The following is a 21,032-nucleotide window of genomic DNA, read 5'->3' as shown; positions in this document are numbered from 1 at the left end:
TAAAAAATGCTTTTTAACTCCATTCATTTTGCTGTTTTTTTACCGATAGTATTGACGCTCTATTGGATGATTAATCCTAAAAAAGTCAATTGGCAAAATATTTTATTATTGGCGGCCAGCTACTTCTTCTATGCTTGCTGGGATTGGAGATTTTTATTTTTGCTGCTATTTTCAACTTTCCTTGATTTCTTTACCGGTATCAAAATGGAAAAATCGGCAACTGATTCCCATAAAAAAATTTGGTTTTGGATTAGTATAGTAGTCAACTTAGGGTTCTTAGGTGTTTTTAAATATTATGACTTTTTTGCCGTTTCTCTTAGTCAAAGTTTGTCACATGTAGGCATTCAAGCTAACCCGCTCACTCTTGATATTGTTTTACCGGTAGGTATTTCATTTTATACATTCCATGGCCTTTCTTATGTTATAGATATATACTTCAACCGTATAAAATCGGAAAAAAACTTTATCGATTATGCTTTATTTGTTAGCTTTTTCCCATTGTTAGTTGCCGGTCCTATTGAAAGGGCAACACATCTTTTACCACAAATAAAAAACGAAAGAAAGTTCGATTACCATCAGGCTGTTGACGGCATGAGACAAATTTTATGGGGTTTGTTTAAAAAAATTGTCATCGCCGACAGTTGTGCTGTTTTTGCCAATGATATTTTTCAAAATTATACAGACTATTCGGGTAGCACTTTAGTATTGGGCGCTCTATTTTTTGCGTTTCAAATCTATGGAGATTTTTCAGGGTATTCAGATATTGCTTTAGGTACTGCAAAACTTTTTGGTATTGACCTGCTCCGTAACTTTGCATATCCTTATTTTTCGAGAGATATTGCCGAGTTTTGGCGCCGATGGCATATTTCATTGTCTTCGTGGTTTAAAGACTATTTGTACATTCCATTGGGCGGCAGTAAAGGTGGAAATTGGATTAAGATAAGAAATACGTTTATTATTTTTATAGTCAGTGGCTTTTGGCACGGTGCCAATTGGACTTTTATCTTTTGGGGCTTGTTGAATGCTTTTTTTATCTTACCTGCTGTACTGTTAAAAACCAATAGAGTTAATATGGATATAGTAGCGCAAGGAAGATTATTTCCTAACTTCAATGAACTGCTATCCATTTTTATAACTTTTTTGCTCACTACTTTTGCTTGGATTTTTTTCAGGGCCGAAAATATTGGTGAAGCCTTTGCCTATGTTGGTAAAATTTGCTCATCTTCTATTTTAAGTCTGCCAGAATTTACCGGTATGAGTTTGTCAATTTATACCTTTTTCTTTTTGGTAATAATGATAACCATTGAATGGATTGGCAGAGACAAGCAACATGGTTTACAAAGCTTAGGTATTGGTTGGAAAAAACCATTGAGATGGAGTATGTACACCATTTTGGTACTTTCTATTTACTATTTTTCTTCTATTGGGTCTAATCAGGAGTTTATTTATTTTCAATTCTAAATGAAACTTTTTTTAAAAAATACCGCTTTTTTCGGTTTGACGACCATAGTTGTTGCCTTTATTTTACAATTAGGTTTATCCATTAGAATTTCAAACAAACAGGTTACTGGCTATGACAATTGGGATAGCTTATCTGACCAAAAAGCCGACTTGGTTTTATTAGGCAGTTCACGTTGCTGGGGGCATTTTAATCCGGCCTTTTTTGAAAAAAGCTACAATGTAAAAACCCTCAACTTAGGCATGAACGGACACTCCGAGTTGACGGCAATCCGACTCCGGTTGGAAAATTACTTATCAAAGAATCCAACACCAAAATTTGCGTTATTGAGTTTTGATCCCTTTGTACAACCGGGAGATTTACAAAACACCAATTTTACCGACAAAGACAAATATGCCCGATTTGCATTTTTTCCTTCCGAAGAGAATTTGCCTTTGGTGGATTACTTTCAATTTTCCAATACTGAAAAGTATGTGCCGTTATATGCTGTCTTCAAATATCGGTTGTTAAAAGACTGTTTGTTATTGGACAAAACCAATGTTTTTCCAAAAGGATATGGCGAAAACACAGACCATTGGGATACAATCAAGCATCCGCTAAGTGATGAAGTCAAAAAGTTCTTTATCAAGGATGATGACTATCCCAAATTAAAAAAGGAACTGACAGCTTTCTACAAATTCTGTCAACAAAAAAACATAAAATTGTTGTGCATTCAAACCCCTATTTGTAAAACCTTATCCCATCACAAAAAGTTTAAGGAATCGGTAACTTTATGCCAAAGCATTGGTATTCCAATAATTGATGCAAACTATCCTGAAATCTCTTCCAATATTGGCTTTTTCTACAATTCAAATCATTTAAACTTGAAAGGCGTCAATCAAATGAATAAATTGCTCTATGAGGAGAAAGAATTGAAGCGTTTTTTTAAAATAAATCCTTAAATTCGCAGTCGCTAATCATTCAGATGTCACTGGCAACAGGGACGGCATTCTATCAATTTAAAATAATCTTTTAAACATGAAATACGATATTATTGTTTTAGGAAGTGGACCGGGCGGTTATGTTACTGCCATCCGTGCTTCGCAATTGGGCTTTAAAGTAGCCGTAATAGAAAAAGAAAACCTTGGAGGTATTTGTTTGAATTGGGGTTGTATTCCAACCAAAGCATTATTGAAATCGGCTCAGGTTTTTGACTACCTAAAACATGCTTCAGATTATGGTTTGACCGTAAAAGAATTTGACAAAGATTTCAATGCCGTTATTGCCCGTTCACGCAGTGTAGCCGATGGCATGAGTAAGGGGGTTCAATTCTTAATGAAGAAAAATAAAATTGACGTTATTGATGGTTTCGGCAAAGTAAAACCGGGCAAAAAAGTAGCGGTTACAGCTGCAGATGGCAAAGTAACTGAATACAGTGCGGACCATATTATTATTGCTACAGGAGCTCGTTCGAGAGAGTTGCCAAACTTACCGCAAGATGGTGTAAAAGTAATCGGTTATCGTCAGGCAATGACTTTACCAAGTCAGCCAAAGAAAATGATTGTAGTAGGTTCCGGTGCTATTGGTGTGGAATTCGCTCATTTTTACAACTCGATGGGAACAGAAGTTACCATAGTGGAGTTTATGCCGAATGTAGTTCCGGTAGAAGACGAAGACATCTCAAAACAATTTGAGCGTTCGTTGAAAAAATCCGGTATCAATGTGATGACCAACTCTTCTGTAGAAAAAATCGATACCAGCGGAAATGGCGTAAAGGCTTTTGTTAAAACCGCTAAAGGTGAAGAAGTTTTAGAAGCCGACATCTTGTTATCGGCCGTTGGTATTAAAACCAATATTGAAAACATCGGATTGGAAGAAACCGGTATCAAAACTGATAAAGATAAAATTTTGGTAAACGAATTTTACCAAACCAATGTAGCCGGTTATTATGCTATTGGCGATGTAACTCCCGGTCAAGCATTAGCGCACGTAGCTTCTGCAGAAGGTATTTTATGTGTGGAAAAAATTGCCGGTTTACATGTGGAGCCATTAGATTACGGAAATATTCCGGGTTGTACATATGCTACGCCTGAAATTGCTTCGGTAGGTTTGACTGAGAAAGCGGCTAAAGAAAAAGGATACGAATTAAAAATCGGTAAATTTCCGTTCACTGCCTCAGGAAAAGCCAAAGCAGCAGGAACTCCGGATGGTTTTGTAAAAGTAATTTTCGATGCCAAATACGGTGAATGGTTAGGATGTCATATGATTGGCGCCGGTGTAACCGATATGATTGCAGAAGCTGTTGTAGCCCGTAAATTAGAAACTACAGGTCACGAAATCCTGAAAGCAGTACACCCACATCCAACGATGAGTGAAGCCGTAATGGAAGCGGTAGCCGATGCTTACGGAGAAGTAATTCACTTGTAATTCACAATTAACAAAGCATAAAAAAAAACCATCCGAGAATCGGATGGTTTTTTTATTGTTGATAACATTTAATTTTTGGCTTTCAAAGCTTTGTACTTGTCGGTCATTTCAAGTGCATTGTAAACGCTCATCAGTGTTTTCTTGGCGGCATCATTGTCAGGTTGCAACTCATAAGCCTTTTCTAAGTATGGTAGAACAGCTTTAAAGTTCTTCTCTCGCTCGGCTTTTAAAACATCATAGCGTTTGTTGTCTTTTTCAGAAGTTCCTAATTTGTTCATTTCATTGACAAACTTTTCATCTGCTCTCAATAATAACTCAGCAAGATTTAAATTAGCATTAAAATAATTAGGATCTATTTCCAATGCTCTTTTATAATATTTTTCAGCATCAGCAATCTTATTAGCATTTCCGGCTATGACACCAAGATTGTAAATCAAATCAGCGTTATTTGGATTATTGGCTAAAGCTTGACTAACTAACTTTGTATAAGTGTCAAAATCGTTTACTTTTAAATATAAATCCGCCTCGGTTAAGATTAGAGAAGTGTCATCAGGATTAGCAATACGAGCTTCTGCCACAGCAGACTTAGCTTCATCAATTTTACCTTTTTCAACCAAAATCAGAGCTATATTCTTGTAAATCTCACCTCTTTTAGAAGATGTCTTCTCATCTCTTGGTTTTTCATGAGATCCTGATTTTAAAAACAAATCTCTCTCTGCTTTATTATTAAAAGCCTCTTCTTGCTTTGAAGTCTTATTGTATGCATAAAAAATAGTATACTCACCGGTATAGTTCAATTTCTTCAACTCATAATAATATTGCAATGCGGTATCATAGTCTGCTGCATTCACCGAAAAACTAGCAGCATAAAAAAGCTTGTCAACATCTTTACTATCTAATTTATATACAGAATAAAGTATTTGCGAAGCTTCTTTATCACGTTTTTGCTCACCTAAGGCAATAGCATAACTAACTAACTCCTGTTTATAAAAACCAATCTTAGTGAGAATATCATCAGTAAACGTCTTTTTCCCGATTCTTTTTTCAAACTCTAATGCTGCATTTAAACCTTTCTCAATATCATCTACCTTTTTAGGTGTCACAATTGATGCTTTTTGAGCAGGAGTTATTGTTGGACCAAGAGATTTAATTTCAACAAGAGGCAACATCGCCTTATAGAAACCGACAGCAATTTTATCTGATTCTTCTGTCGCTAAACTCTCCAATTTTGTCAAATTTGATTTATATTCGACTACCTCTTCAGGCTTTGGAGATTCTTTACTGTAAATCTTTTTCAACCCTTTTAACTCGTCTTTTTGAGCAAAAGTTGAAAAGGAAACTATCATGGCCGAAGCCATTACAAGGTGTTTAATTTTCATGTGGTATTATTTTAAATTATTCTTCAGAAGCAGAAGTTTCAGTTGAAGTTTCCCCTTCATTTACATCATTGATGTCTGCATCGGTGTCAACTTCCTCAGATTCTTCTTCTTTCATTACTTTAGTAACTGCAGCGATAGAGTCGTTTCCTTTGATATTAATCAAACGAACCCCTTGCGTAGCTCTTCCCATTACTCTTAAATCAGACACTTCCATTCTGATGGTCAAGCCCGATTTGTTGATTATCATCAAGTCATCCATATCCGTTACGGCATTAATAGAAATAAGCGCTCCGGTTTTTTCGGTAATGTTCAAAGTCTTTACTCCTTTTCCACCACGGTTGGTGATTCTGTACACATCTTCACCATCATCATCCACCAATTTGGTACGTTTACCATAACCGTTTTCAGTCACCACCAACAATTGGGTTTCATTAATATCTTCCTTGTTTACAGAAACCATACCAATCACTTCGTCTTTTTCGTCGGCTAAGGTAATTCCGCGAACACCCGAAGCGGTTCTTCCCATAGGACGGGTTTTTTCTTCTTCGAAACGAACCAATTTTCCTGATTTTACAGCAATCAACACTTGGCTGTCTCCATTGGTTAGTTTGGCTTCTAATAATTCGTCGTCTTCTCTGATGGTAATAGCATTGATACCGTTTTGGCGCGGACGAGAATATTGCTCCAAAGGTGTTTTTTTCACCTGACCTTGTTTGGTCGCCATAATTACATAATGACTGTTGATGTATTCTTCGTCTTTTAAGTCTTGCGTGCAGATAAAAGCTTTTACTTTATCGTCTTGCTCAATATTGATTAGGTTTTGAATAGCACGTCCTTTACTGGTTTTACTTCCCTCCGGAATTTCATACACACGCATCCAATAACATTTTCCTTTTTGAGTAAAGAATAATAGGTATTGGTGATTTGTAGCCACAAACAAGTGCTCTAAGAAATCCTGATCACGAGTTCCTGCGCTTTTTTGTCCGACTCCGCCGCGATTTTGGGTTTTGTATTCGGATAAGTTGGTACGTTTGATGTAACCGGCATGTGAAATGGTTATCACCACATTCTCATCCGCAATCAAATCTTCGATACTTACATCGCCACCGGAATATTCGATAGCAGAACGACGCGCATCACCATATTTATCTCTGATTTCAATTAACTCATCTTTGATTAATTGCATTCTTAATTCTTTACTTGCCAATAAATCTTTCAAGTGCTGAATTAATTTCATGATTTCTTCGTATTCCGCTCTTAACTTGTCTTGCTCTAATCCGGTCAACTGACGCAAACGCATTTCAACAATAGCACGGGCTTGAATATCGGTTAAGCTGAAACGCTCAATCAATTTGGTACGGGCTTCGTCTCCGTCTTTAGACGAACGAATCAAAGCAATTACTTCATCAATGTTGTCAGAAGCGATAATCAAACCTTCTAAGATATGTGCTCTTTCTTCCGCTTTGCGCAACTCGAATTGGGTTCTTCTTACTACTACATCGTGACGGTGCTCTACGAAATAATGAATCAAATCTTTCAAATTCAACATTTGCGGTCTTCCGTTTACCAAGGCAATGTTGTTAACACTGAAAGACGACTGCAATTGCGTGTACTTGTATAATGTATTCAAAACCACATTAGGCACTGCATCGCGTTTCAATTCGTATACGATACGCATACCACTTCTATCCGATTCGTCGCGAATATTGGAAATACCTTCGATTTTTTTCTCGTTGATTAAATCGGCGGTTTTCTTAATCATTTCCGCTTTGTTCACTTGGTATGGAATCTCGGAAACAATGATTGCTTCTTTACCGTTCACTTCTTCAAAGTTCACTTTGGCGCGGATCACGATTCTTCCTCTACCGGTTTTGAAAGCTTCACGAACACCTTCGTACCCGTAAATCACACCGCCGGTAGGAAAATCCGGTGCTTTGATGTAATTGATTAATTCATCAACCTCAATATCATTATTATCTATGTAGGCTAAAGTTCCGTCAACTACTTCTGTTAAGTTGTGCGGAGGCATATTGGTAGCCATCCCTACAGCAATACCGGAAGCTCCGTTAATCAAAAGATTCGGCACACGGGTTGGCATTACTTTCGGCTCATAAAGTGTATCGTCAAAGTTCAACTGAAAATCCACGGTTTCTTTGTCGATATCTGCCATAATGTCTTCTGACATTTTTTTCATTCTGGCCTCGGTATATCGCATCGCTGCCGGACTGTCGCCGTCCACCGAACCGAAGTTCCCTTGACCGTCAATTAACAAATAACGCAAACTCCACTCCTGTGCCATACGAACCATGGCATCATAAACAGAGGTATCTCCGTGTGGGTGATATTTACCCAAAACTTCTCCAACAATTCTTGCGGATTTTTTGTGCGCTCTGTTTGAAAAAACGCCTAAATCATACATTCCATATAACACTCTTCGGTGCACCGGCTTTAAACCGTCACGCACGTCAGGTAGCGCTCTTGAGACAATTACAGACATCGAATAATCGATGTATGCTGATTTCATTTCATCTTCGATGTTAATAGGAATTAACTTTTCTCCGTCAGACATATTTTATAAATTATTAATAAAAATTAGTTCAAATTCAAAACGTGCTAATATAGGATATTTAAACCTTTTCAAGCCAAAATTAGTCCACAAATTTCAAAGATTTATTAACAAAACAGAGGCTTTTTTTGGTTAATAAAATACTACTCACACAACTTTTTTTATTGACATTTTTTTTGTCAATTAGCTGACAGTACATTTAGGCGGAATGATTTTTGTTAGAATGGTTTCATATCACTAAATTTACAATAGCAACAATACACTATTATGGACGATAATTTTTCACCAAGAGTTAAAGATGTAATTACCTATAGCAAAGAAGAAGCTTTGCGCTTAGGGCATGACTTTATCGGAACGGAACATCTGATGCTTGGTATCTTGAGAGACGGAAACGGTAAGGCCATTGCTATCTTAAATAATTTGTCGGTCGATTTGGATCATTTGCGAAAAAAGGTCGAAATCTTGAGTCCGGCCAATCCCAATGTAGAAATAAGCAACGAAAAGAAAAACCTTCACTTGACCCGTCAAGCAGAACGTGCCTTGAAAACAACGTTTCTCGAAGCGAAAGTATTTCAGAGCTCATCTATCAGCACAGCCCATTTATTGCTTTGCATACTAAGAAACGAAAACGATCCGACAACCAAACTACTACACCGTCTGAAAATAGACTACAATGTAGTAAAAGAACAATACCTAAACATGACACCAAACGAAGAAGATTTCACAGATAACCTGCCGAGAAACGAATCGTATAACGACGATTCCAGTCAGGATGACAGCCTTAAAGAAGGTAGTTTCAACAATCCGGCCAATAAAACCAACAAAAAATCTAAAACTCCGGTGTTAGACAATTTTGGGCGCGATTTGACCGAATTGGCAGAAGAGGGCAAACTCGACCCTGTAGTAGGTCGCGAAAAAGAAATTGAGCGCGTGTCTCAAATTTTAAGCCGCAGAAAGAAAAACAATCCGCTACTCATAGGAGAACCGGGTGTTGGTAAATCTGCCATCGCTGAAGGTTTGGCCTTGCGCATCATTCAAAAGAAAGTATCGCGTATTCTTTTCAACAAAAGAGTGGTGACTTTGGATTTGGCCTCGTTAGTAGCCGGAACCAAATACCGCGGACAATTTGAAGAAAGAATGAAAGCGGTAATGAATGAATTAGAGAAAAATGACGACATCATCTTGTTTATAGACGAAATCCACACCATTGTTGGCGCCGGCGGTGCTACCGGTTCGTTAGATGCTTCTAACATGTTTAAACCGGCTTTAGCTCGTGGTGAAATTCAATGTATTGGTGCCACTACTTTAGACGAGTACCGTCAGTATATAGAAAAAGACGGAGCACTCGAAAGACGTTTCCAAAAGGTAATTGTGGAGCCGACTTCGGTGGAAGAAACCATTACTATTTTGAACAATATCAAAAACAAATACGAAGACCATCACAACGTAATTTACACACCTGAAGCCATTGAAGCTTGTGTGAAGTTAACTAACCGATACATGTCGGAGCGTTTCTTACCGGACAAAGCAATTGATGCTTTAGACGAAGCCGGTTCGAGAGTACACATCACTAACATCGACGTGCCGAAACAAATTTTGGATTTGGAACGTCAATTGGAAGAAGTACGCGAATTGAAAAACTCTGTCGTTAAAAAACAGAAATACGAAGAAGCTGCCAAATTGCGCGACGATGAAAAGCGTTTGGAAAAGGACTTAGCCATCGCTCAAGAACAATGGGAAGAAGAATCGAAAAGCAACCGAATTCGTGTAACCGAGGATAATGTAGCCGATGTAGTTTCGATGATGACCGGTATTCCCGTGAATCGTATCGCTCAAACAGAAAGCAACAAATTAGCACACTTACCGGAATTGATTAAAGGTAAAGTAATAGGTCAGGACGAAGCGGTAACTAAAATTGCCCGCTCTATCCAACGCAATCGCGCCGGGTTAAAAGACCCTAATCGCCCGATTGGTTCATTTATCTTCCTTGGATCAACCGGTGTTGGTAAAACACAATTGGCCAAAGTATTAGCTAAAGAATTATTCGATTCAGAAGATGCGTTAATCCGTATTGACATGAGCGAATACATGGAAAAATTTGCTATTTCTCGTTTAATCGGAGCGCCTCCGGGCTATGTAGGTTACGAAGAAGGCGGCCAATTAACCGAAAAAGTACGCAGAAAACCGTACTGCGTGGTATTGTTAGATGAAATCGAAAAAGCGCATCCTGATGTTTTCAACATGATGTTACAAGTGTTAGACGATGGTTATTTGACGGATAGTTTAGGTCGTAAAATCGACTTCAAAAATACCATCATTATCATGACTTCTAACGTTGGAGCACGTCAGTTAAAAGACTTCGGGCAAGGCGTTGGTTTTGGTACTTCTGCTAAGGTGGCACAAGCCGACGAACATTCGAAAAGTGTGATTGAAAACGCTTTAAAGAAAACCTTCGCACCTGAATTCTTAAACCGAATTGACGATGTGATTGTCTTCAATCCGTTAGAGAAACACGATATCGATTTGATTATCGAAATCGAATTGAAAAAATTATATGCTCGTATTGAAGAGTTAGGTTACAAGTTGAACTTATCCGACAAAGCCAAAGCGTTCATTGCCGAGAAAGGTTTCGACAAACAATTTGGTGCGCGTCCGTTAAAAAGAGCCATCCAGAAATACGTGGAAGATGCTTTGGCCGAAGAAATCATTACTTCGAAAATTGCCTCCGGAGACGAAATTTTTATGGACTTAGACGAAATCGCTCAAGAGTTAACCGTGACGATTAACAAAGCGGAAAAACCGACTAAATAAGACGACTGTTTAATCTTTTATAAGCCACAAATCACAAGAATTCCCGCCCTTTATCCGTGAGAATTTCTGTAATTTGTGGTTTCTTTTTTTACCATGCCACAAAACAAAATTATTTTAGGTTCCGAAGAATGGTGTTCTTTCCCCGAACTTGGGATTCCGGCCATCAAAGCGCGTGTGGATTCGGGCGCCAAAACATCGGCTTTGCACGCCATCAATATTGCACCTTTTTTGAAAGAAGGAGAAAATTGGGTAAAATTCGATATCAACCCGATTCAGAATAACCTAAAAACTGTCATCCATTGCGAGGCCAAACTTATTGACAAACGCATCGTAAAAAGTTCGAGTGGTTTTAGAGAACAGCGTTATGTTATTCAAACCCAGCTTAAAATCGGCGATGATGTATGGGCGATTGAAATGACCTTAACCAACCGTGATTCTATGGGATTCCGAATGTTGTTAGGTAGGGAGGCTATGAGTGGCCGAATCTTAGTTGATCCCGAACAAAAGTACTTGATGGGACAAACTTCTACTGAGAATTTGAAAGAATTGTACCAAAACGCCATAGCCAGCAAATCGGGTTTGCGCATAGGTGTTTTAGCCAGCAATCCCGAATTGTACAGCAACAAACGCATTATGGAAGCCGGTGAAATGCGAGGTCACGAAATGCATTTCCTAAACATCAAAGAGTGTTACATGAAACTCGATGCTGTAAAACCTGAAATTCACTATCGAGGTGGCAAAATATTAGACAATTTCGACGCCATTATCCCAAGAATTCGCCCGAGTATTACGTTTTACGGTTGTGCTTTGACGCGTCAGTTTGAAGCCATGAAGGTCTTTTGTTTAAATTCGGCTGCTGCCATTACACAATCACGCGACAAATTGTTTTCGCTTCAATTATTGTTACACCATGGCGTAGATATTCCAACCACAGGTTTTGCCAATTCGCCTTTAGATACTGATGATTTGATCAAGATGGTTGGCGGCTCGCCTTTGATTGTGAAACTATTAGAAGGCACTCAAGGAAAAGGTGTGGTTTTAGCCGAAACCAAAAAAGCGGCCGAATCGGTAATCAACGCTTTTAAGAGTTTGAACGCTAATATTTTGGTGCAAGAATTCATCAAAGAAGCTAATGGAAAAGATTTGCGTTTGTTTGTAGTAGATGGTAAAGTTGTGGCTGCCATACAACGCGAGGCCGCAGCAGGTGAATTCAGAGCCAACATTCACATGGGCGGCACGGCATCTGTAATCAAGCCTACTCCTGAAGAAAAGAAAATCGCCATCAAAGCTGCTAAGGCTATGGATTTAAAAGTGGCCGGTGTAGATATCATTCGTTCTTCTAAAGGACCATTATTATTAGAAGTTAATTCCTCACCAGGATTAGAAGGCATAGAAGGTGCAACCAATAAAGATATAGCCGGAGAAATGATTAAGGCGATTGAGAAAAATTTTAAGCGATAGTTAACAGATGTTCAGATAACAGATAACCTATGAATAAAAACCGACTTGAAGCTTTCAGCGATGGTGTATTGGCCATTATCATTACCATCATGGTGTTGGAATTTAAAGTTCCGAATGATACTACGTTTGAATCGGTGGTCAAGTTATCTCATAAATTTTTGAGCTATATTTTGAGTTTTATTTATGTTGGGATTTATTGGAACAACCATCATCATATGCTGCATACTGTTAAGCGTGTCAACGGCACTATCCTTTGGGCCAATCTGCATTTGCTGTTTTGGTTATCGTTGATTCCGTTTGCTACAGCTTGGATTGGTGAACATCACTTTGCTCCGTTTCCGATGATGCTTTATGGCTTGATCTTGTTAATGAATGCTATAGCCTATTTTATTTTACAAACCGTCATCTTAAAACACCATGGCAAAGATTCTCTTTTGTCCAAGGCCATTGGTAAAGATTATAAAGGAAAAATTTCGGTATTCTTGTATTTGATAGCCGTATTGGCAACCAAAAATTACACTGAAGTGTCTGGCGCTATTTATATATTGGTAGCCTTGATTTGGCTGGTTCCCGATAAAAGAATTGAAAAAGTTTTTACTGAAAACAACTAACTCGAAACTTGCAACTTGAAATCTTAAACAAAAACCAAATGACCTTTCTCTCTCAACTCATCATTGGATTCGTTGCTTTGCTGCACCTTTACATTCTTTGGCTCGAAATGTTTGCTTGGACTACCCGTGCCAAAAAGGTATTCAAAACCATACCCGAAGATCAGTTTGAAAAGACCAAAGTATTGGCAGCCAATCAAGGGTTATACAATGGCTTTCTCGCCGCCGGATTGATTTGGTCGTTACTTATTTGTGATGCCTTGTGGAGTAAAAACGTAGCCGTTTTCTTTTTGGGCTGTGTCCTTGTGGCCGGAATTTACGGTGCAATGACGGCTTCCAAAAGAATATTCTATGTACAAGCCATTCCTGCTATTTTGGGATTGTTGAGTCTACTCTTCTAAATCAATCGCAAAACTCTCTAAAAAAGCCACGGAATTTTCAATGTCATAATGTAAAATTCGATCTTCGGTAACCAAAGGCACTTCTTCACGATACGATTTAACGAAACTTTCCAAGAATTCACTCGACTGCAATGGTCTGCGGTATTCCAGGGCCTGAGAAGCATTCATCAACTCAATGGCCAAAATACGCTCCAGATTTTCCATAATCTTTAAACATTTCGTAGCAGCATTAGCTCCCATAGAAACGTGATCTTCTTGCCCGTTGGAAGAGACAATACTGTCCACACTTGCCGGCGTAGCCAATTGTTTGTTCTGACTGGCAATGCTGGCCGCGGTGTATTGCGGAATCATAAAACCGGAATTCAAACCCGGATTGTCAACCAAGAATGCCGGTAAACCACGTAATCCCGAAATTAACTGATAAGTTCTTCTTTCTGAGATGCTGCCCAATTCGGCCAAAGCCAAACTTAAAAAGTCTAAGGCTAAAGCCAAAGGCTGACCGTGGAAATTCCCGCCCGAAATGATTAAGTCTTCGTTTTTAAAGATATTAGGATTATCGGTAACCGAGTTAATTTCGGTTTTAAATACTTTTTTCACGTATTCGATGGTGTCTTTTGAAGCACCGTGAACTTGTGGAATACAACGGAAAGAATACGGATCTTGAACGTGCTCTTTGTGGCGAGCAATTAACTGACTCCCTTCAAGTAATTCTGTCATTCTGTTAGCCGTTACGATTTGGCCTTTGTGCGGTCGCACATAATGAATCAATTCATTGAACGGTTCGATGCGACCGTCAAATCCTTCTAAAGAAACGGCAGCAATAAAGTCGGCTAAATACGAGTATTTCATCGCTTTGAGTAAGATGTAACACCCGTAAGCGCTCATGAATTGGGTTCCGTTAAGCAAAGCCAAACCTTCCTTTGATTGCAACACTATAGGCTGCCAACCCATTTTCTCCAACACTTTTTTGGCCGGTTGTCGGAATCCGTCGTAATACACTTCGCCTTCACCTAACAAAGGCAAAGATAAATGGGCTAACGGTGCTAAATCGCCACTCGCTCCCAAAGAACCTTGGGTATAAACAACAGGTAAAATATCGTTATTGTAAAAATCCACCAAACGCTCAACTGTTTGCAATTGTACACCAGAATGCCCGTAACTCAACGATTGAATTTTGAGCAACAACATCAATTTAACGATTTGCTGCGGCACTTCATCTCCGGTTCCGCATGCATGGGATTTCACTAAATTTTCTTGGAGTTGCGACAAATGCTCATTAGAAATTTTCACATTACAAAGCGATCCAAATCCGGTATTAATCCCGTAAATCGGGGTTTCATTAGACGCCATTTTTTGGTCTAAATAATCACGACACTGTTGGATGTTGATTTTGGCTTCTTCCGAAAGGGCTAAGGTTTTATGCTCAGAAATAATCTCTTGTAAAGTCTCTAATGTCAACACATCTGTGCTGATGTAATGCGAATGCTCCATTTTTGGTTAGGATTTATGGGTCAAAATTCAGCAAACGAGCCGTAAAAAGCAACTATTTAACGGACTATTTTTTGCTTAATTAGCAAAATCATTGTTAAATAATTCAAAATATGATTATTTCTCAACAAATGAATTTACTTTATTAAATTATTATCAAAAATTTAAGAAAAGCTTTTTTAATTCCTAAAAAGTTATACTTTTGACACATGATGTTTTCAACGAATACATATTTATCCTCTTCTACAACCATCACTATGGTTGCTACGTTGGCTACAACAACATCAACTACCACAACCCCGTTTGGGGTATAATTTTCACATATCATCCGTATTTAAGGACTCTCTGTTGAGGGTTAATTCATAATTTGTCATTTACAATTCACAATTAAAAATCATGATTGTATTAAAATTTGGCGGCACTTCTGTAGCCAATGCCCAAAACATATCGAAAACCATTGCCATCATTGCAGATAAAAGCAAAGCAAAACAACTTGCAGTAGTAGTTTCCGCTTTTAGCGGTGTAACCGATTTATTGATTTTAGCCGGAAAAATGGCTTCAGCCAAAGACAAAGCCTATAAAGGTATTGTCAATCAAATTGAACAAAAGCACAAAGAAGCCATAGATGAGTTGATCCCGTTAAGCGAACAAAGCGAAATTATTGACGCAATTAACCATGACATCAATCATTTAAAAACATTGCTGGACGGTTGCTTTTTGTTGGGAGAATTATCGAATCGAAGTGCTGATATAGTGGCCGGATTTGGCGAGTTGTTATCGTCGCAAATTATTGCTGTGGCACTCAAACAAAAAGTGAGCGATTCCGCTTTTAAAGACAGTCGCGAACTCATCAAAACCAATTCCAATTTCGGCAAAGCAGCAGTCGATTTTACCATTACCAATACTTTAATTTCGGACTATTTCAGTAACAATTCCCATCAAGTAGTTTTATTACCCGGTTTTATTGCCTCATCCTACGACGGTAACACTACTACTTTAGGACGCGGTGGTTCGGACTATACTGCCGCTATAATTGCCGCTGCTGTTGGGGCAGAAATCTTAGAAATATGGACCGATGTCAACGGTATGTATACGGCCAATCCGAAAAGCGTGAAACAAGCCCAACCTATCGAAACAATCTCCTATCAGGAAGCAATGGAACTCTCGCATTTTGGCGCTAAAGTATTATATCCGCCAACGATACAGCCGGTTTTGAAAGACAGTATTCCTATTTTTATCAAAAACACCTTTGAACCGGAAGCTTTCGGCACCTTGATTACCGATGCTCCCGAAGCTTCAACTAACCCAATTAAAGGCATTACTCATATTGACCATATCGCTTTATTGACATTGGAAGGCTCCGGTATGGTTGGCGTTGCCGGTTCCTCCAAACGATTATTTGAAGTATTGTCTAATGAAAATATCAACGTCATCTTTATTACCCAAGCTTCTTCAGAGCATTCTATTTGCGTGGGGATTTTGAGTAATGATGCTGACAAAGCCAAGGCCGCAATTGACAAAGCCTTCGAAATGGAAATTACACAAGGAAAAGTTGACCCTTGTATCGTTGAGAAAGGATTATGCATAGTTGCATTGGTTGGAGAAAACATGAAAAACCACCAAGGTATCAGTGGAAAAATGTTCAGTACGTTAGGCAAAAACAATGTCAATATTCGCGCTATTGCTCAAGGTGCCTCCGAAAGAAATATTTCGGTGGTGATTAATGAAAAAGACGTCAAGAAAGCCCTGAATACTTTGCACGAGCGATTCTTCGAAGACAACACCAAACAGCTCAACTTGTTTGTAATGGGCGTTGGAAACGTAGGTGAAAAATTCATCGACCAAATCAATCAACAAAAGAAGTTCTTGAAGGAAAACTTAAAAATCAACGTCCGTGTCATCGCTTTATCCAATTCACGCAAAATGGTATTCGATGAAGAAGGTCTGAACTTAAAAGAATGGAAAGAAACACTAAACCAAGGCGAAACAGCTAATCCGAAGGCTTTTATTGAACGTGTAAAAGAATTGAATTTGCGCAACAGTATTTTTGTAGACATCACTGCCAATTCCGATATAGCCGGTATTTACGACCAATTCCTGAGTCAAAATATAGCAGTGGTGACTTGCAATAAAATAGCTTGCTCATCTGAATACAATCATTATAAAAACCTCAAAAACTTATCTCGAAAATACAACGCTCCCTTTTTGTTTGAAACGAATGTCGGTGCCGGATTACCTATTATTGACACATTGAAACACTTGATTGCTTCCGGCGATAAAGTCAACCGAATCAATGCAGTGTTATCCGGTAGTTTAAACTTTATTTTCAATAATTTTAGTGAGAAATATAGTTTCCACGATGTTGTAAAAGAAGCAGGAGTTCAAGGATTTACAGAACCTGACCCAAAAATTGATTTAAGTGGAGTTGACGTAGCCAGAAAGATATTAATCCTTATTCGAGAAAGCGGTTATCAAATGGAAATGGAACACATTGAAAACAACTGCTTCCTACCGGATGAATGCATGAAAACCAACAATAATGAAGATTTCTTCGCTTCACTTATCAAGCATGAAAGCCATTTCAATCAGTTACTCAAAGAAGCCCAAGCGAGAGATTCTCGCATAAAATTTGTAGCAAGTTTCGACAACGGCAAAGCTGCTGTAGGTTTGCAATTCATTCCGAAAGAAAGTCCGTTTTACAACTTAGAAGGCAAAGACAATATAGTCGAGTTTTATACTGATCGCTATGTAGACCAACCTTTGATCATCAAAGGTGCCGGTGCCGGTGCCGCAGTAACTGCTTCAGGTATTTTTGCCGATGTGATTCGAATTGGAAATGTCTAAAAAAGTTATGAGTTGCGAGTTCAAAGTTGCGAGTTATGCCAACTTTGAACACGAAACATTGAACACGAAACCTCAGAAAATGAACGAAATAAAAATATTCTGCCCGGCCACTATCGCCAACCTCAATTGTGGTTTTGACGTTTTAGGCCTTTGCTTAGAAGGCGTAGGCGACGAAATGATTGTCCGAAAAGTGGCTAAAAAAGGGCTTCGAATCACTAAAATCACTGGTGCTGACTTGCCATTGGACGTTGAAAAAAACGTAGCTGGTGTTGCTGCTTTAGCCATAGTAAATGCAATTAATCCGGATTGCGGATTCGAAATTGAAATTCACAAAAAGATAAAAGCCGGAAGCGGAATCGGCAGCTCATCAGCTAGTGCAGCCGGAGCAGTTTTTGGAATCAACGAACTGTTAGACCGACCGTTCACCAAACCTCAACTGGTTGATTTTGCCATGAAAGGAGAAGCTTTAGCCAGCGGTTGCGAACATGCCGATAACGTAGCGCCTTGTCTTTTGGGCGGATTCACTTTGGTTAGAGGGTACAATCCTTTGGATGTCATCAAAATTAAAAGTCCGAGTGAATTATTTGCAGTAGTGCTTCACCCTCATGTAGTATTGAAAACTTCTGATTCGAGAGCTGTATTATCTCCCACAGTACCCTTAAAAGAAGCCATAACACAGTGGGGCAATTTAGGCGGGTTTATTGCAGGTCTATACACCGAGGATTACGACCTCATCAGTCGCTCTTTGCAAGATGTTATTATTGAACCTTTCAGGAAAAATTTGATTCCGGGTTTTGAGAATACTAAAAATGCCGCCATAGATGCCGGAGCTTTAGGTGCAGGGATTTCAGGTGCCGGACCTTCAATTTTTGCCTTGTGCAGAGGACAAGATAAGGCTGAAAAAGTAGCATATGCTATGAGTAGCAGCTTTCTCGATACCGGAATCGCTTTTGATTTTCATATTTCAAAAGTGAATGATGAAGGAGTAAAAAAAATGTAAGACGATAAGAAACGAAGCACAACGTGAACTGCACTTCGAACTTCCAACTTCGTAAATCATACTTAAAAATGCAATATTTCAGTTTAAATAAAAATGCCTCAAGAGTAGGCTTTCAAGAAGCAGTCATTCAAGGATTAGCTCCTGATAGAGGTTTATATTTCCCGGAATCCATCACACCACTTCCCCATTCCTTTTTTAAAAACATCGAGAGCTTGAGCCGAGAAGAAATTGCTTTTGAAGCCATCAAGCAATTCGTAGGCGATGAAATTCCGGAAACCGAACTCAAACAGATCATAGCTGAAACCTTATGTTTCGACTTTCCATGTGTATCGGTAGAAGAAAATGTTTATTCATTAGAACTTTTTCACGGACCAACTATGGCTTTCAAGGATGTCGGTGCCCGATTCATGTCGAGATGTTTGGGTTATTTCAATCGCCACAGCGAAAAAAAAGTCACTGTTTTAGTAGCCACTTCAGGCGATACCGGCGGTGCTGTGGCCAGCGGATTTTTAGGCGTAAAAGGTGTAGAAGTGGTGATACTTTATCCTTCAGGTAAAGTCAGTGAAATACAAGAACGTCAACTCACTACGTTAGGACAAAACATCAAAGCTTTAGAAGTAGACGGCGTTTTTGATGATTGTCAGGACATGGTTAAAAAAGCTTTTTTAGATGATAGCCTGAAACACAAAAATCTCACCTCAGCCAATTCTATCAACATAGCCCGTTGGTTGCCGCAAATGTTTTATATCTTCTTTGCTTACCAACAATTAAAAAAGCACAACAAACCAATCATATTATCTTGTCCAAGTGGCAACTTTGGTAACATTTGTGCCGGTATTATGGCCAAACGGTTGGGTTTGCCTATCTCCCATTTTGTAGCCTCAACCAACACCAACGATACTGTACCCCGATTTTTAGCAGCCGGTAACTACGAGCCAAAACCATCAGTAGCTACAATTTCCAATGCTATGGATGTGGGCAATCCGAGTAATTTTATCAGAATTCAGCAATTGTACCGATTTGATTTGAAGGAATTTGAGAAAGACTTCTCCTCCTACTCGTTTTCCGATGCAGAAACTGAGAAAGCCATCCGAGACATTTACCATCGAACCCAATACATAGCCGAACCTCATGGCGCAGTGGGTTATTTGGGATTGAAAAAAGAAATGGCTAAACAGTCTGATGGCCTTGGTGTTTTTCTGGAAACGGCTCATCCGATTAAATTTTTAGATGTGGTGGAACCGTTGTTAGATTTGAAATTAACAATTCCGGAACAAATTGAAAGTGTTTTGGATAAAGAGAAAGTATCTGTAAAGATTAAGACTTACGATGAACTCAAACAATTTCTATATTGATTTTTTTTACATTTGCTCAAAATCTATCCGATGAAAAAAATTACACTTGCCCTAACCTTTTTAGTGATTCTTTCCTCTTGCGGTATTCGCCAAACCCGTGACTTGTTGACTTCAGGAGATTACGATGGTACCATTCAAAATGCTGTAGAAGGTTTGCGTGGCAACAAAACCGCTAAAGGCAAACAAGACTATGTTTACATGCTTGAAGAAGCTTTTGCCAAAGCCAAAGAACGTGATTTGCGCAATATTGATATTTGGTTTAAAGATGCCAATCCGCAAAACTTAGAGAAGATATACGAGACCTATGTCCAACTCAACGCTCGTCAGGAACGCATTCGCCCTATACTCCCGGTTCGATTGATTAAAGAAGGTAGAGATGCCATTTTTCCGTTTGACGATTATTCAGACCAGATTGTAAGCAGTAAAAATGCCTTAGCCAAATATTTATACAACAATTCTAAAGCACTTTTAGCCAACAAAGACAAGACGGTTATTCGTCGTGCCTATGACGATTTGGTGTATCTGCAAACGTTGAGTCCGGGATTTAAAGATACCGACAAACTTATCGAAGAAGCTCGCATCAAAGGAACTGATTTTGTAAGCGTATATACAAAAAACGAAACCAACATGGTAATCCCGGTGCGTTTGGAAAATGACTTGTTGGATTTCAGCACCTACGGTTTAAACGATAAATGGACGGTGTATCACAGCAATCGCGTAAAGGGAATCAACTATGATTACGGCTTGGTGGTGAACTTCCGCCAAATCAACATCTCACCGGAGCAAATCAAAGAGCGTGAACTGCAAAAAGAGAAAGTGATTAAAGTTGGCCTCAAAAACCTACTCGACGCCAACGGTCACGTAGTAAAAGACAGTTTGGGCAATCCGATTAAAGTGGATGATATGCGCACTGTACGTGCAACGATATACGAATTCTCGCAATTCAAAGCTTGTCAAGTTACTGCTAAAGTGGATTACATCGATTTCAATACCAATCAACTGTTGCAAACGTTTCCTTTAGCCAGCGAGTTTACTTTCAACTATATGTATGCCAAATACCGTGGTGACAAACGCGCTTGTGAGCAGGATTATTTTCAATACTTCGACCGAAGAGCGGTGCCGTTTCCTTCTAACGAACAAATGGTATTTGACACCGGCAACGATTTAAAAGCCAAACTAAAAGACATCATCACCCGTAACCGATTTAGGAGATAAACAAAAAAGCCGTCTTAATTGACGGCTTTTTTTAATATA

The 21,032-nt window shown here is 38.9% G+C and carries 14 protein-coding genes; 11 read left to right on the top strand and 3 right to left on the bottom strand.

The annotated features are described in order from the left end of the window. The first annotated feature begins 6 nt into the window (after positions 1-6). The 3 genes from ACJG85_RS08250 (at position 7) to lpdA (ending at position 3,865) form a co-directional block, all read left to right on the top strand. A complete protein-coding gene (locus tag ACJG85_RS08250) occupies positions 7-1,461 on the top strand; it encodes an MBOAT family O-acyltransferase (protein WP_412476108.1) in 1,455 nt (484 codons plus the stop codon). Further along, a complete protein-coding gene (locus ACJG85_RS08245; protein WP_409679408.1) occupies positions 1,462-2,400 on the top strand; it encodes a hypothetical protein in 939 nt (312 codons plus the stop codon). A 76-nt stretch (positions 2,401-2,476) separates the two neighbouring features. Further along, entirely contained in the window at positions 2,477-3,865 is a 1,389-nt protein-coding gene (gene lpdA, locus ACJG85_RS08240) for a dihydrolipoyl dehydrogenase (RefSeq protein ID WP_412463826.1), read from the top strand. Positions 3,866-3,933: 68 nt separating this feature from the next. Here lpdA and ACJG85_RS08235 read toward each other — a convergent pair whose 3' ends face one another. Continuing rightward, positions 3,934-5,244, bottom strand: coding sequence for a tetratricopeptide repeat protein (locus ACJG85_RS08235; RefSeq protein WP_412476107.1), 1,311 nt, complete (start codon positions 5,242-5,244; stop codon positions 3,934-3,936). 16 nt (positions 5,245-5,260) lie between these two features. After that, the gene (gyrA, locus tag ACJG85_RS08230; protein WP_409679417.1) at positions 5,261-7,813 is read right to left on the bottom strand and encodes a DNA gyrase subunit A; all 2,553 of its coding nucleotides are present in this window, start codon (positions 7,811-7,813) and stop codon (positions 5,261-5,263) included. A gap of 264 nt (positions 7,814-8,077) precedes the next feature. On the opposite strand from gyrA, the gene ACJG85_RS08225 reads away from it, so the two are divergent. The 4 genes from ACJG85_RS08225 to ACJG85_RS08210 all read left to right on the top strand — a co-directional run bounded on the left by ACJG85_RS08225 (position 8,078) and on the right by ACJG85_RS08210 (position 13,091). Then, positions 8,078-10,621, top strand: coding sequence for an ATP-dependent Clp protease ATP-binding subunit (locus ACJG85_RS08225; protein ID WP_412476106.1), 2,544 nt, complete (start codon positions 8,078-8,080; stop codon positions 10,619-10,621). 93 nt (positions 10,622-10,714) lie between these two features. After that, on the top strand, positions 10,715-12,082 hold the full coding sequence (gene rimK, locus ACJG85_RS08220) for a 30S ribosomal protein S6--L-glutamate ligase (RefSeq protein WP_409679422.1): 1,368 nt from the start codon (positions 10,715-10,717) through the stop codon (positions 12,080-12,082). 29 nt (positions 12,083-12,111) lie between these two features. Further along, positions 12,112-12,693 carry a TMEM175 family protein gene (locus ACJG85_RS08215; protein WP_412463823.1) on the top strand — a complete coding sequence of 194 codons (582 nt, stop codon included), beginning with the start codon at positions 12,112-12,114 and terminating at the stop codon, positions 12,691-12,693. A 38-nt stretch (positions 12,694-12,731) separates the two neighbouring features. Then, complete coding sequence (locus tag ACJG85_RS08210) at positions 12,732-13,091, top strand: DUF1304 domain-containing protein (protein ID WP_412476105.1); 360 nt, start codon at positions 12,732-12,734, stop codon at positions 13,089-13,091. On the opposite strand, the gene hutH is transcribed toward ACJG85_RS08210, so the two are convergent. Further along, positions 13,080-14,582, bottom strand: a complete 1,503-nt coding sequence (gene hutH, locus ACJG85_RS08205) for a histidine ammonia-lyase (RefSeq protein ID WP_412476104.1) — start codon at positions 14,580-14,582, stop codon at positions 13,080-13,082. The genes ACJG85_RS08210 and hutH overlap by 12 nt on opposite strands. Before the next feature lie 393 nt (positions 14,583-14,975). Here hutH and thrA point away from each other — a divergent pair, with 393 nt between their 5' ends. From thrA to ACJG85_RS08185, 4 genes are all read left to right on the top strand, one after another. Next, positions 14,976-17,423: a bifunctional aspartate kinase/homoserine dehydrogenase I gene (gene thrA, locus ACJG85_RS08200; RefSeq protein ID WP_412476103.1), complete on the top strand. Its 2,448-nt coding sequence runs from the start codon at positions 14,976-14,978 to the stop codon at positions 17,421-17,423. Between the two features lie 79 nt (positions 17,424-17,502). Next, the gene (locus tag ACJG85_RS08195) at positions 17,503-18,423 is read left to right on the top strand and encodes a homoserine kinase (protein ID WP_412476102.1); all 921 of its coding nucleotides are present in this window, start codon (positions 17,503-17,505) and stop codon (positions 18,421-18,423) included. Between the two features lie 68 nt (positions 18,424-18,491). Beyond that, positions 18,492-19,778, top strand: coding sequence for a threonine synthase (gene thrC / locus ACJG85_RS08190; RefSeq protein ID WP_412476101.1), 1,287 nt, complete (start codon positions 18,492-18,494; stop codon positions 19,776-19,778). Positions 19,779-19,808: 30 nt separating this feature from the next. Then, positions 19,809-20,993, top strand: a complete 1,185-nt coding sequence (locus ACJG85_RS08185) for a hypothetical protein (protein WP_412476100.1) — start codon at positions 19,809-19,811, stop codon at positions 20,991-20,993. The last annotated feature ends 39 nt before the right edge of the window (positions 20,994-21,032 follow it).

It is taken from the genome of Flavobacterium mekongense (genome assembly GCF_047038255.1).
In the GTDB taxonomy this organism is placed as follows: domain Bacteria; phylum Bacteroidota; class Bacteroidia; order Flavobacteriales; family Flavobacteriaceae; genus Flavobacterium; species Flavobacterium mekongense.
The sequence above is the reverse complement of the archived record's forward strand: the minus strand, read 5'-3'. Positions and strand labels throughout refer to the sequence as shown.

Bases quoted from the DNA above. Each gene is read 5' to 3' on its own strand.
- thrC (WP_412476101.1), top strand. From the start codon at position 18,492: ATGCAATATTTCAGTTTAAATAAAAATGCCTCAAGAGTAGGCTTTCAA.
- ACJG85_RS08210 (WP_412476105.1), top strand. From the start codon at position 12,732: ATGACCTTTCTCTCTCAACTCATCATTGGATTCGTTGCTTTGCTGCAC.
- ACJG85_RS08235 (WP_412476107.1), bottom strand. From the start codon at position 5,244: ATGAAAATTAAACACCTTGTAATGGCTTCGGCCATGATAGTTTCCTTT.
- lpdA (WP_412463826.1), top strand. From the start codon at position 2,477: ATGAAATACGATATTATTGTTTTAGGAAGTGGACCGGGCGGTTATGTT.
- rimK (WP_409679422.1), top strand. From the start codon at position 10,715: ATGCCACAAAACAAAATTATTTTAGGTTCCGAAGAATGGTGTTCTTTC.
- ACJG85_RS08195 (WP_412476102.1), top strand. From the start codon at position 17,503: ATGAACGAAATAAAAATATTCTGCCCGGCCACTATCGCCAACCTCAAT.
- gyrA (WP_409679417.1), bottom strand. From the start codon at position 7,813: ATGTCTGACGGAGAAAAGTTAATTCCTATTAACATCGAAGATGAAATG.
- ACJG85_RS08245 (WP_409679408.1), top strand. From the start codon at position 1,462: ATGAAACTTTTTTTAAAAAATACCGCTTTTTTCGGTTTGACGACCATA.
- ACJG85_RS08185 (WP_412476100.1), top strand. From the start codon at position 19,809: ATGAAAAAAATTACACTTGCCCTAACCTTTTTAGTGATTCTTTCCTCT.
- hutH (WP_412476104.1), bottom strand. From the start codon at position 14,582: ATGGAGCATTCGCATTACATCAGCACAGATGTGTTGACATTAGAGACT.
- ACJG85_RS08215 (WP_412463823.1), top strand. From the start codon at position 12,112: ATGAATAAAAACCGACTTGAAGCTTTCAGCGATGGTGTATTGGCCATT.
- ACJG85_RS08250 (WP_412476108.1), top strand. From the start codon at position 7: ATGCTTTTTAACTCCATTCATTTTGCTGTTTTTTTACCGATAGTATTG.
- ACJG85_RS08225 (WP_412476106.1), top strand. From the start codon at position 8,078: ATGGACGATAATTTTTCACCAAGAGTTAAAGATGTAATTACCTATAGC.
- thrA (WP_412476103.1), top strand. From the start codon at position 14,976: ATGATTGTATTAAAATTTGGCGGCACTTCTGTAGCCAATGCCCAAAAC.